The 11219-nt window shown below is 62.3% G+C and carries 14 protein-coding genes and 1 pseudogene; 5 read left to right on the top strand and 10 right to left on the bottom strand.

The annotated features are described in order from the left end of the window. Nucleotides 1–60: 60 nt before the first annotated feature. The 3 genes from M0654_RS10620 to M0654_RS10610 all read right to left on the bottom strand — a co-directional run bounded on the left by M0654_RS10620 (nt 61) and on the right by M0654_RS10610 (nt 3861). Nucleotides 61–462, bottom strand: a complete 402-nt coding sequence (locus tag M0654_RS10620) for an endonuclease domain-containing protein (RefSeq protein ID WP_248683074.1) — start codon at nt 460–462, stop codon at nt 61–63. A 225-nt stretch (nt 463–687) separates the two neighbouring features. Further along, nucleotides 688–2511, bottom strand: coding sequence for a translation elongation factor 4 (gene lepA, locus M0654_RS10615; RefSeq protein ID WP_118851325.1), 1824 nt, complete (start codon nt 2509–2511; stop codon nt 688–690). 96 nt (nt 2512–2607) lie between these two features. Continuing rightward, nucleotides 2608–3861, bottom strand: a complete 1254-nt coding sequence (locus M0654_RS10610) for an MFS transporter (protein ID WP_248683073.1) — start codon at nt 3859–3861, stop codon at nt 2608–2610. Between the two features lie 145 nt (nt 3862–4006). Here M0654_RS10610 and M0654_RS10605 point away from each other — a divergent pair, with 145 nt between their 5' ends. From M0654_RS10605 to M0654_RS10595, 3 genes are all read left to right on the top strand, one after another. Continuing rightward, nucleotides 4007–4582, top strand: coding sequence for a helix-turn-helix domain-containing protein (locus M0654_RS10605; protein ID WP_248683072.1), 576 nt, complete (start codon nt 4007–4009; stop codon nt 4580–4582). A gap of 28 nt (nt 4583–4610) precedes the next feature. Then, on the top strand, nt 4611–5132 hold the full coding sequence (locus M0654_RS10600; RefSeq protein WP_248683071.1) for a GNAT family N-acetyltransferase: 522 nt from the start codon (nt 4611–4613) through the stop codon (nt 5130–5132). A gap of 110 nt (nt 5133–5242) precedes the next feature. Beyond that, nucleotides 5243–5632: a hypothetical protein gene (locus M0654_RS10595; RefSeq protein WP_118851329.1), complete on the top strand. Its 390-nt coding sequence runs from the start codon at nt 5243–5245 to the stop codon at nt 5630–5632. 51 nt (nt 5633–5683) lie between these two features. On the opposite strand, the gene M0654_RS10590 is transcribed toward M0654_RS10595, so the two are convergent. Both M0654_RS10590 and M0654_RS10585 read right to left on the bottom strand, forming a co-directional pair. Continuing rightward, nucleotides 5684–6892, bottom strand: a complete 1209-nt coding sequence (locus tag M0654_RS10590) for an MFS transporter (RefSeq protein WP_248683070.1) — start codon at nt 6890–6892, stop codon at nt 5684–5686. Nucleotides 6893–6939: 47 nt separating this feature from the next. Next, nucleotides 6940–7554, bottom strand: a complete 615-nt coding sequence (locus M0654_RS10585; RefSeq protein ID WP_248683069.1) for a TetR/AcrR family transcriptional regulator — start codon at nt 7552–7554, stop codon at nt 6940–6942. A 154-nt stretch (nt 7555–7708) separates the two neighbouring features. On the opposite strand from M0654_RS10585, the gene M0654_RS10580 reads away from it, so the two are divergent. Further along, entirely contained in the window at nt 7709–7876 is a 168-nt protein-coding gene (locus M0654_RS10580; protein WP_248683068.1) for a hypothetical protein, read from the top strand. A gap of 193 nt (nt 7877–8069) precedes the next feature. Next, complete coding sequence (locus M0654_RS10575) at nt 8070–9290, top strand: MFS transporter (protein WP_248683067.1); 1221 nt, start codon at nt 8070–8072, stop codon at nt 9288–9290. 43 nt (nt 9291–9333) lie between these two features. Here M0654_RS10575 and M0654_RS10570 read toward each other — a convergent pair whose 3' ends face one another. The 5 genes and pseudogenes from M0654_RS10570 to M0654_RS10550 all read right to left on the bottom strand — a co-directional run. Next, complete coding sequence (locus M0654_RS10570; RefSeq protein ID WP_248683066.1) at nt 9334–9558, bottom strand: hypothetical protein; 225 nt, start codon at nt 9556–9558, stop codon at nt 9334–9336. 42 nt (nt 9559–9600) lie between these two features. Then, complete coding sequence (gene rpsU / locus M0654_RS10565) at nt 9601–9840, bottom strand: 30S ribosomal protein S21 (RefSeq protein ID WP_118851334.1); 240 nt, start codon at nt 9838–9840, stop codon at nt 9601–9603. Between the two features lie 25 nt (nt 9841–9865). Beyond that, nucleotides 9866–10156: a cold-shock protein gene (locus tag M0654_RS10560; RefSeq protein ID WP_118851335.1), complete on the bottom strand. Its 291-nt coding sequence runs from the start codon at nt 10154–10156 to the stop codon at nt 9866–9868. A 126-nt stretch (nt 10157–10282) separates the two neighbouring features. After that, nucleotides 10283–10492, bottom strand: coding sequence for a cold-shock protein (locus tag M0654_RS10555; protein ID WP_118851336.1), 210 nt, complete (start codon nt 10490–10492; stop codon nt 10283–10285). A 327-nt stretch (nt 10493–10819) separates the two neighbouring features. After that, nucleotides 10820–11219 (bottom strand): annotated as a pseudogene (locus M0654_RS10550) (ABC transporter substrate-binding protein); the annotation flags it as partial.

Below are 11219 nucleotides of genomic sequence, written 5' to 3'. Positions count from 1 at the left end.
CGGATGAGGGGCAGGCTCATCTTGGCAGGATGAGCGCAAGTTAATAAGGCAAAGGCCAGTTCAGCGACCGCGACCCGGAATGAAGCGGAAATCGTGAGCCTCGACGGGTTCAACAAGGCAACCGTCTAAGATCGCCACCACCGTTTCCAGCACCCCATCGAGATCAGTCAAGACATCGACATTCGAGAATCTGGCGATCGACCACCCGTGGTCCGCCATGAACGCGTCGCGTCGCGCATCGTATTCGCTTCCCGCATGCTGGCTCCCGTCTACCTCGATGACCAGATGCGCATCCCTGCAGGCAAAATCCGCGAAGTAGGGTCCGACAGGAAGTTGCCGGACAAACTTGAAACCGTTGAGCCGGCGATTGCGTAGCTCGCTCCAAAGCCGTGCCTCTGCGTCGTTGTCGGATTGACGCAACTGGCGGGCGCGAGATGTGGTCTTTTCCTTCGGCCCCCTCACGCGTTTCCCCTCCGACGTGGTCTCTAAAGAAACTATGTCGTCTGGCGGGTGCGAAGACAATGCTGCAGTCACCACGCGGCGAGGGTTCAGCATTGGCCCCTCACCCTAACCCTCTCCCCGCCTGCGGGGAGAAGGTGCCGGTAGGCGGATGAGGGGGTGCTAGATCGGCACCCGGATGCGAGGTGGTTGACGGATGAGGAGAGGCTTGAAGCTAACTTCCGCCCTTCAATCGTCCTTCATCTTCAACGCCGCAATAAATGCTTCCTGCGGAATGTCGACCTTGCCGAACTGGCGCATGCGCTTCTTGCCTTCCTTCTGCTTTTCCAGAAGTTTGCGCTTGCGGGTGGCGTCGCCGCCGTAGCACTTGGCCGTCACGTCCTTGCGCATCGCCGAGATCGTTTCGCGGGCAATCACGTTGCCGCCGATCGCCGCCTGGATCGGGATCTTGAACATGTGCCGCGGGATCAGGTCCTTCAGCTTTTCGCACATGTCGCGACCGCGCTTTTCGGCCGCCGAGCGGTGGACGAGCATGGAGAGCGCATCCACCGGCTCGCCGTTCACCATGATCGACATCTTCACCAGATTGCCCTCGCGGTAGCCGTGCAGGTGGTAGTCGAAGGAGGCGTAACCCTTGGAGATCGACTTCAGGCGGTCGTAGAAATCGAACACCACTTCGTTGAGCGGCAGCTCATAGGTGAGCATGGCGCGCTTGCCGACATAGGTGAGTTCGGTCTGGATGCCGCGACGGTCCTGGCAGAGCTTGAGGATGCCGCCGAGGTAATCGTCCGGCGTGAGGATCGTTGCCTTGATCCACGGTTCCTCGATCTTGTCGATCTTCACCACGTCCGGCATGTCGGCCGGGTTGTGGAGCTCGCGCGTCGTGCCGTCCGTCATCGTCAGGTGGTAGACGACCGAAGGCGCGGTGGCGATGAGGTCGAGGTTGAACTCGCGCTCCAGGCGTTCCTGGATGATTTCCAGATGCAGCAGGCCAAGGAAGCCGCAGCGGAAACCGAAGCCGAGCGCTGCCGACGATTCCATTTCGAACGAGAACGACGCGTCGTTGAGGCGCAGCTTGCCCATGGCGGCACGCAGGTCTTCGAAATCGGCCGCATCGACCGGGAAGAGGCCGCAGAACACCACCGGCTGGGCCGGCTTGAAGCCCGGAAGGGCCTTCGCGGTCGGGCGCTTGTCTTCGGTGATCGTGTCGCCGACGCGGGTATCGGCCACTTCCTTGATGGAAGCGGTGATGAAGCCGATCTCGCCGGGGCCGAGGCTATCGACATTGACCATCTTCGGGGTGAGCACGCCGACGCGCTCGACCTGGTACTTGGCGTCCGTGCCCATCATGCGGATGGTCATGCCCTTGGTCAGCACACCATCGATGATGCGCACCAGAACCATGACGCCGAGATAGGTGTCGTACCAGCTGTCGACGAGAAGCGCCTTCAGTGGGCCCTTTTCGCCAAGCTCGCTCTTGGGCGCCGGCAGCTTCTGGACGATCGCTTCCAGCACATCCGGAATGCCGAGGCCGGTCTTGGCCGAAATCAGCACGGCTTCGGAGGCATCGATACCGATGACTTCCTCGATCTGCTCCTTGATACGGTCGGGTTCGGCCGCCGGCAGGTCGATCTTGTTGAGCACGGTGACGAGCTCGTGGTTGTTGTCGATTGCCTGGTAGACGTTGGCAAGCGTCTGGGCCTCGACGCCCTGGGAGGCATCGACCACGAGCAGCGAACCTTCGCAGGCCGACAGCGAACGCGAGACTTCATAGGCAAAGTCGACGTGGCCGGGGGTGTCGATGAGGTTCAGGATATAGGTTTCGCCGTCATGTGCCTTGTAGTGCAGGCGAACGGTCTGCGCCTTGATGGTGATGCCGCGCTCGCGCTCGATATCCATCGAGTCCAGGACCTGTTCCGACATTTCGCGTTCGGCAAGGCCACCGGTCGTCTGGATCAGACGGTCGGCCAGCGTCGATTTGCCGTGGTCAATATGGGCAACGATGGAAAAGTTGCGGATATGGTCAAGGGGCGTGCGGGAAGAGGTGCTCATGGCTCGCGCATATAGCAGCGCGAATGGAGACCGCAAAGCGGAAAGATAACCATTCGTTGAGGATAAAACGCCCGGCAGGCAAAGCGTTTGCGGCAATCAGGGGGCGGTGGTGTCGGCATCCGGTTCGGTGATGACGGATGCGTTCGGCACCTGGGCGCTGCGGATGCGGATGTTCTCGCGCTCGTCGGTCGGCACCGGCTTGCGCTCCTTCAGCCGCCGCAGCACGTAAAGGCCGTAAGCGGTGGCGACCAGCATCACCGCATAGATGAAGGTGTGCTGGCCGAAAACGGGCGTCAGCAGGGTGACGCCGAGCGGCACGACGGTGGCGGCCGTCGACCAGGCGACCAGCAGCGTGGAGGAGAGCGGCACGAAGTCGCCAGGGTCCGCGCGATCGTTGGCATGCGCATTGGCAACGGAATAGACGGTTTCGACCGCGCCGCCGAAGACGAGGAAAACCACCATCAGCAGGATGATGGTGCCGAAGGAGATGAAGAGCGCGGCGCCACCGGCGAGAACCACCAGGCAGCAGGTGATGAGCAGCACGACGCGCCGGTCGATCAGGTCCGACAACATGCCGAGCGGGTATTGCACGAAGAGCAGGCCGGTCTGCATGACGAGCATCAGCAGCGCGATTTCGCCCTGGGAGATCTGGCTGGTCGTGGCGTAGATCGGGGTAAAGCCCTGGATCAACATGGAAAGCCCACCGGAGGCCAGCACGCCGATGAGGCCGACCGGGGAGATGCGCCAGGCCATCGGGATGTTGACGCTGACGCTGGCCGGTGGCGGTGGGTTCGGCAGGCGGGTGAGGCCGATCGGCAGGATCGAAAGGGCAGTGACGAAAACGACGGCCAGCGGCGCAAGATTGCCTTCGACCGGGATCTGGCCGAAGGCCCAGGCGCCGGCGCCAAGCCCGAGCACATAAGCCATGTAGAAGAAGGACATTGCCCGGCCGCGCCATTCATTCGAGGCGGCATGGTTCAGCCAGCTCTGGGCGATGATGAAGTTCACGTTGGAGGCGGCGCCGTAGAGCCCGCGGGCAAGGATCCACCAGATGGCCGGCAGGTTGGCCGCAATGATGACGGCGGCGATGATGACCATCGCCATGGAGCAGGCAAACAGGCGCGCATGGCCGACGCGGCGGATCAGCGGCCCGCCGACCACGCAGCCCACGAGGCCGCCAAAGGCAAGCGCGGGCACGGCGCTGCTCGCCGCCCAGGTTTCGCCGGCCTGGGTCAGCACGAAGGGCACGTAGGTCGACATGATGCCGCTGCCGACCGCGGCGATCGTCATCGACAAAACGATGCTGGCGATCGACAGCGGCGACACCCTGGTCGTGCTCGCATCGTTCATCTGGTGGCTCCGGAATGGGTCTGGATGCTCTCTACCGCAGAGCATGATGCCTGGCTGTCGTGGAAACGTCACCCGCTGCCAAAATCTTCATGTGTCCGATGCTCCACCAATTGATTCCATCATAAGAGAATGTCATGCTCGAATAATGGAAGCGGAGAATGGTGACATCGATGGCGCGATCAGCGAGAAGCTGCGGCGGCTGAGAGCCGGCGCGGGCCTGACGCTGGATGAACTCGCGGCCCGTTCCGGCGTCAGCCGGGCGATGATCTCGCGGATCGAGCGGGCTGAAGCGAGCCCGACGGCGGCGCTGCTGGCGCGGCTTTGCGAAGCACTCGGGCTATCGCTTTCGGCATTTTTTGCAGACGAGGCGCAGCCGCCGGCGCCGCTCATCCGGCGGAGAGAGCAGAAGACCTGGCGCGATCCGCAGACGGGTTATGTCCGACGCGCAGTGTCGCCGCCCGGCATGCCGAGCCGCGTCGATATCGTCGAGGTGGACTTTCCTGCGGGCGCGCGCGTCAGCTTTCCGCCGCGCGACGAAAGCCGCAGCATGACCCAGCATGTCTGGCTGTTTCAGGGCGTGCTGGAGATGGTGATCGGCGAGACGGTGCATCGGCTCGAGCCTGGCGATTGCCTGTTCATGGACATTGGCCACGCCTTCGACTTCCACAACCCTTCCGACAAACCCGCCCGCTACGCCGTCATCCTCGACCGTGGCCGCTGACACCCCAATCCCACTCAATGAGGCTCCCATGACTGCCACGATCTGGATTGCCACTGCCGACGAAGCCCGCGCCAGGGCAGGTGATCTTTGCGAGATCCTCTCCGACTGCATCAATGGCGGCGCTTCGCTCGGCTTCATGCTGCCTTACGCGCCGCAGGACGCCGTGGCCTATTGGCAGGAGATTGCCGATGCGGTGGAGAAGGGCACGATCATCCTCGCCGTGGCGGAACTGGAGGGCAGGATCGTCGGATCGGTGCAGGTGGGACTTGCGACGAAGCCGAACCAGCCGCACCGCGGCGACCTGATGAAGCTTCTCGTGCATCGCTCGGCGCGCGGCCAAGGTTTGTCGCGCAGGCTGATGGAAGTGGTGGAAGCGGAGGCCGCGGCTCGCGGGCGCACGCTCCTGGTGCTCGATACGGCAACGGGAAGCGACGCGGAAAAGATCTATCCGCGCTTCGGCTGGGAACGTGTCGGCGTGATCCCGCAATATGCGATGTGGCCGCAAGGCGGCTTTTGCGACACGACCCTGTTCTACAAGCGAATTCCCTGAGCCAACTGCCAAGAATTTTTGTGTCCCTGACGCTTGCCCATCTCGATTTGCAAGAAGAAATCAGCTCTTAGTAGCGCGCGCCAGTCATTGGCGTTTCAAGGGGGAACTTCATGCCTATCTCATATTCGCTGCCGGCGAAGCGCCGTGCAGCAGCATTCATTGTGTCCGCAATGGCAGGTCTTTTCGCTGGCCAGGCCCTGGCGGACGACGTCACCTTCATCATGAAGAACAGCCACGAAAACGCGGTTGAAGTCGAGCTCTACAGCCAGGACCGCAAGCATGTCTGGCCCGGCGGCAACGAGGTCTATTACCTCGATGACGGCGATTCAAAGCAGATCAAGCTGTCCTGCCAGCAGGGCGAAACCATCTGCTACGGCGCCTGGGTTTCCGGCGACAAGCAGACCTATTGGGGTACGGGCCCGAACAACAAGGATAGCTGCGAAGACTGCTGCTACACCTGCGAGGGTGGTGAGACCGAGGAAATCAACCTCGTCGAATAGTGACAATGCGATGGCAGGGCGCGTCGAGCGGGCCCTGCCATCCGTCTATCATCAGCGCTTTTCGGTGAGGAAATAAGCGAAGGCGAGCATCGGCAACACGGTGCCGATGGCGGATGCAAACAGCCAACCGCCTTCCGCGAAGGCCCAGGCGCCCACGGCCGATCCGACGGCGCCGCCGAGGAAGAAGGTCGCCATGAACAGCCCGTTCAACCGGTTGCGAAGGTCGGCGCCGAGCCCATAGATGGCGCGCTGGCTGATCACCAGCGTCATCGTCACGCCGAAATCGAGAAGAATGGCGCCAAGCGTCATAAGCGCGAGTGCGGCGGTCGAGCCTTCCGGCGCGAGATGGGTCATGAGGAAGGCAACTGCGACCAAAGCGATGCCGAACAGCGTTGCAGGCTTCCCAAGATCGCGGTCGGCGAGGCGCCCGGCAATCGGCGAGGCGATGGCGCCGGCAACACCGGCCAGCGCAAACAGCGCAATGCCTGCCTGGCTCAGCTGAAATGCCGGACCGGCCAGCACCAGCGGCGTCACCGTCCAGAACACGCTGAAGGCGGTGAATTGCATGGTCTGGTAGAAGGCGCGGCGGCGCAGGACCGGCTGCGTGCGGTAAAGCTTAATCATCGAGCCGATCAGCGCGGGATAGGAAAGCCGGGTCTGCGGCATGCGCTGCGGCAGCCGGAGCGCCAGCGTCAGCCCGATCAGGATCATCACGCCGGCGGACAGGAAAAACACGAGGTGCCAGGACGTAAATTCGGCGATGAAGCTCGAGACCGGCCGGGCCATCATGATGCCGATCATAAGGCCGCTGACCACATTGCCGACAACCCGGCCGCGGTGGCTGTCCGGCGCCAGGTTGGCGGCGAAGGGCACGATCATCTGCACTGCCGTCGAGGCAAGCCCGATCGCGAGCGACGCGGCGAGGAACGGTATCGCGGAACTGGAGAGGCCGGCCGCCAGCAGCGAGAACGTTGCGACGCCGATCATGATGAGGATCAGCCGACGGTTTTCGAGAAGGTCGCCAAGCGGCACGATGAGGAGCAGGCCCAGCCCGTAACCGATCTGCGTCAGGGTGACGATGAGACCGGTGGCATGCGCCGGCAGGCCGATGGAAGCGGCAATCGGGCCCGCCAGCGGCTGGGCGTAATACAGGTTGGCGACGATCAGCCCGCAGGCGAGCGCCATTACGAAGGTCATTGCGGGCGACATGGCTGTCGGGACAGCCGGAGCGTCGTCCAAGGTTGCGGTATTGCTTGTCATCAAAAGCCCCTTGGGGAGGAAAAGGGAGTGTCGGAGAAACTGGTTGGTCAGTCGAGAAGCTTCATGGCGGCATCGACCATCTTGTCGGCCTGTCCGGGGTCGAGCCCCGTCTTGCCCATGACGCGCATGCCGTGCATGAGGCAAAGCAGTGTTTTGGCCGTCACCGGCGGCTCGATGTAGGTCGGGATGGAGCCGTCCGCCTGGCCTTCGCGCAGCAGTTCCACGAGGCGCGCTTCGCTGCGGGCATGCGAGCGGCACACGCGTTCGGCGGCATCGGGGTCGTTGATGGCAAGCTCGGATGCGGTGCCGATCACCAAACAGCCGCGGCGCCCCATCTCGCCCTGTGCGGCTTGCGCATAAAACGCCACGGTCCGGCGCAGCTTGTCGCGACCGGTGCGGCCCTGGGCGATCGCCGCCTCCAGCAGTTCCGTGCGGACCTGCTTGTAACGGTCGAAGCTGGCGAGAAAGATCGCCTTCTTGTCCTTGAACGCCTTGTAGAGGCTGCCGGCCGCGACACCCATCGCCTCGGTGAGGTCGGATATCGAGGCCGCGTGGTACCCCCGCTCCGAAAACAGCACGATCGCCCGGTCGAGCGCCGCATCGAGATCAAATTCACGGGGTCGGCCGGCACGAGGGGCCGCGGTCGCGGATGCGGTGGACATGGATTGGAGATGCCTATTCGGAAACGGTCGTTCCCAAATAGGCGGCAGGGGGTGCCGCGTCAACCTGGCCGGGGTCATAGCGCGGTTTTATTTCGGAACAGATCCGTCGGGGGCTGGTTAAGCACTTGTACCACCTCGAAAATGGAGGAAAGAGATGAGCAAGAGTGACGTTAAGGATAACGTAGCACGCGCCGAAAAGCAGGTGCAGAACACCAGCGGCGGCGGCCATCTCGGCGGCACCTATTACGGCCAGCAGCCGGACGGCAAGACGGCATCGACCAACTCGACCGTCGGCAACAACCGCCCGAATACCGGCAGCTGACGTTCCGGCCAGATCAAGTTTAGCAAAGCCCCGCCCACGAGCGGGGCTTTGTCATTTCGCCTCCACCTCCTCCAAAATTTTTTCTAAAAGAATGTGCTAGTCTTTGTCGGGATGGCGGGAGGCCGCGCGTCTTGAAGTCAGGCACCTGTTTTCGAACGGGTGGATGACAAACGTCGCGGTGGAGGATCCGGACATGACGGGCAGTTACAGATGGGTGATCGTGTTTGCGGGCGCGCTGATGGGTTGCGTGGCCGTGGGCATGATGTTTTCGCTGGCGATTTTCCTGGAGCCGGTGGCCAAGGCGACCGGCTGGTCGCATGCAGGCATTTCAAGCGCCATGGCCGTGAATTTCATCGTGATGGGTTTGGGCGGCTTCATGTGGGGTGCCGCGAGTGACCGGTATGGTGCGCGCGTCGTGGTGCTGCTCGGCTCGGTGCTGCTGGGGCTGGCGCTGGTGCTGGCAAGTCAGGTCGAGAGCCTGCTCGCTTTCCAGCTTGTTTATGGCTGCCTTGTCGGCCTGTCGGCAAGCGCCTTCTTTGCGCCGATGATCGCGGTGACGATGGGCTGGTTCGATACGCATCGCAGCCTGGCGGTGTCGCTCGTGTCGGCCGGCATGGGCATGGCGCCGATGACGATCTCGCCTTTCGCGCGCTGGCTGATCACAGCGTATGACGACTGGCGCATGGCGATGTTCGTGATCGGCGTCGGCGCCTGGATCCTGCTTCTGCCGACGGCGCTGCTGGTGCGCCGGCCGCCGGCCGCACCAGCCAATGCACCGGTCGGCGCGGCGACGGCAAGCCGACTGAAGGAGACAACGCCGCTCGGCAAGGTGCTGCGCTCGCCGCAGTTCCTAGTGCTGGCCTTTACCTTCTTTGCCTGCTGTGCCGCCCATTCCGGACCGATCTTCCACATGGTGAGCTACGCCATGTTCTGCGGCATCGCGCCGATGTCGGCGGTGACGATCTACAGCGTGGAAGGGGCGGCGGGGCTTGGCGGGCGCATCCTCTACGGCGTGCTGGCCGACCGGCTGGGGGTAAAACCGGTGCTGATCGGCGGATTGCTGATCCAGGCGGCGGTGATCTCCGCCTATACGATGGCGGGCAGCCTCACCGAATTCTACATGCTCGCGATCATCTTCGGCGGCACCTATGGCGGCGTGATGCCCTTGTATGCGGTGCTGGCCGGGGAATATTTCGCGCCGCGGATGCTTGGAACGGTGCTCGGCGCGGCATCGATGCTGTCGAGCATCGGCATGGCCTTCGGGCCGCTGGCGGGCGGATGGGCCTTCGACCAGTTCAACAACTACAACTGGCTGTTCATCGGTTCCGCGCTTGTTGGGCTTGGAGCGGTGCTGATTGCACTTGCCTTCCCGCCGATCCCGCAGCAGCGACGCGGCGAACTGCAGCCAGCCTAGAAGGTAGACGACATGAAAAAGCCCGGGCAAGCCGGGCTTTTTTCTAGTGATCCTTGGAGACCTTGCGCTTCTTTGGCGCTGCCTTTGGCTCGCTTGCGGCCTCGGCAGCTTCCCGCTCCATGCGGAGCAGTTTCAGCTTTTCGGTCTTCTTTTCCCGCTGCGAAGCCTCGGCCGCGATGATGGCGCGGGCCCTATGGTCCGTTGCAGCAGCTTTGTCACGCGCGGAAAGCTTGGTGGGGCTGAAGAATTCTTCCTTTGTGGCAGTCATGATATTCTCCTTCCTGGTGAGTTGTCCGGCGGCAGAAAGCCACTAGCGGGCGGGGCGGGCAGCCTTCTTGGGAGCCGGCAGCAGACCTTCGCGCTGCATCTTCTTGCGCGCCAGCTTGCGGTAGCGGCGGACGGCCTCGGCCTTCTCGCGCACACGCTTTTCCGACGGCTTTTCGTAAGCGCTGCGCGCCTTCATTTCACGGAAAACGCCTTCGCGCTGCATCTTCTTCTTGAGAACGCGAAGTGCCTGGTCGACGTTGTTATCTCTGACTAGAACCTGCAAATGATGTCCTTTCCTGGTTGTTAAACTACTTGCCGACCCGGATGCTCGACGCGTTGAGCCAGGAGCCGCCGGCAACGGCCGACGAGGCCGCCTGGCGGGTCTGCGCTGACGCTGCCGTTTCACCCGCGTCGATATCGCTGTGGACGATCCGTCGCTCGAAGTTCTCGGTTCCGACCCGGACCCGGTACTGGTTTTCGCCGCGCTCGGCGGCGGGCAGGAGGCCGACGATCCGGCATGTGCGGTCGCCGGTTGCCATGCGCGTGAGGCCAGCCTTGAGGACGACGTCATCGCCGATCGCATAGGTTCTTGCGCTCACTACATTCTCCTTTGTCGGACACGAGGTCCGGAAAAAACAAAAAGGCCGGGATTGACCCCGACCTCTTAACTGCCATTCAAGCACTGACTGCCGGTACATCCGCGGTCAGTCGTGCGAATGACATCCTTAGGCGGCGCGAAGGTTATCGGCCGAATTCTTGCCGGACTTGCGGTCGCGGACGATCTCGTAGGAGATCTTCTGGCCTTCGGCCAATGACGCCATGCCGGCGCGTTCTACAGCAGAGACGTGGACGAAAACGTCCTGTGCGCCATCATCAGGTTCGATGAAGCCGAAGCCCTTGGTGCTGTTGAACCACTTTACGGTGCCAGTATTCATAACGATTTCCTTTCAATCGCTTGTGTGATCGGACAGTATCTCGTCCGCATGATCGATATTTGAGAGGAAATCTGACGGTGCGCTGAGCGCGTAGACAAAGGTCGCAAGCAAGTTCGATAAGCTCAATATAGGGACTATCGGCAAATTAGCAATGCTCAAGCCCGACTTTAATTCCCGCAGGGGCCGCGGGAGCCTCTTGAAATCTATGCCAACCACCTGTTTTCAAGGCACAAGTACTGACGCTGCCCGATCTCGCCGGCATGCGTGCCGGCAACGAAAAAGCCCGGCACGAGGCCGGGCTTCAGATGCTTTCCGGGACTATCGACCTCAGAGTGCGCCGGCGCGCTGCTGCGTCATCATATAGGTGTCGTAGGAATATTCGGCGATCTGGGCCCAGAGGTAAGCGTCCTTCTTGAAGGCCTGCTGGTGGTCGTAGATCTTCTTGAAGGCCGGGCTCTTGGCGGAAAGATCGGCATAGGTTTCCATTGCCGCCTTGTAGCAGACGTCCATGATCTCGCGGCTGAAGGCCTTGAGAACGGCGCCTTCGGACACGAGCTTGCGCAGCGCCACGGCGTTCTGTGCGTCGTAGTTGGCAAGCATGCTCATGTTGGCGGCAGCACAGGCGTCGGTCAGCATCTGCTGATAGCTCTTCGGCAGGCTGTTCCACTTTTCGAGGTTGAAGAAGGCGTGCATGGCGGGGCCGCCTTCCCACCAGGCCGGATAGTAA

Origin of the sequence: Neorhizobium turbinariae (assembly GCF_023223505.1) — a bacterium.
Classification (GTDB): domain Bacteria; phylum Pseudomonadota; class Alphaproteobacteria; order Rhizobiales; family Rhizobiaceae; genus Neorhizobium; species Neorhizobium turbinariae.
Note: the sequence above shows the minus strand (reverse complement) of the source record. Positions and strands in the feature narration are given on the sequence as shown.

Coding starts and splice junctions, on each gene's coding strand:
- M0654_RS10600 (WP_248683071.1), top strand. CDS start 4,611: ATGACTGCCACGATCTGGATTGCCACTGCCGACGAAGCCCGCGCCAGG.
- M0654_RS10590 (WP_248683070.1), bottom strand. CDS start 6,892: ATGACAAGCAATACCGCAACCTTGGACGACGCTCCGGCTGTCCCGACA.
- M0654_RS10585 (WP_248683069.1), bottom strand. CDS start 7,554: ATGTCCACCGCATCCGCGACCGCGGCCCCTCGTGCCGGCCGACCCCGT.
- M0654_RS10605 (WP_248683072.1), top strand. CDS start 4,007: ATGGAAGCGGAGAATGGTGACATCGATGGCGCGATCAGCGAGAAGCTG.
- M0654_RS10610 (WP_248683073.1), bottom strand. CDS start 3,861: ATGAACGATGCGAGCACGACCAGGGTGTCGCCGCTGTCGATCGCCAGC.
- M0654_RS10595 (WP_118851329.1), top strand. CDS start 5,243: ATGCCTATCTCATATTCGCTGCCGGCGAAGCGCCGTGCAGCAGCATTC.
- M0654_RS10580 (WP_248683068.1), top strand. CDS start 7,709: ATGAGCAAGAGTGACGTTAAGGATAACGTAGCACGCGCCGAAAAGCAG.
- M0654_RS10570 (WP_248683066.1), bottom strand. CDS start 9,558: ATGACTGCCACAAAGGAAGAATTCTTCAGCCCCACCAAGCTTTCCGCG.
- M0654_RS10575 (WP_248683067.1), top strand. CDS start 8,070: ATGACGGGCAGTTACAGATGGGTGATCGTGTTTGCGGGCGCGCTGATG.
- lepA (WP_118851325.1), bottom strand. CDS start 2,511: ATGAGCACCTCTTCCCGCACGCCCCTTGACCATATCCGCAACTTTTCC.
- M0654_RS10555 (WP_118851336.1), bottom strand. CDS start 10,492: ATGAATACTGGCACCGTAAAGTGGTTCAACAGCACCAAGGGCTTCGGC.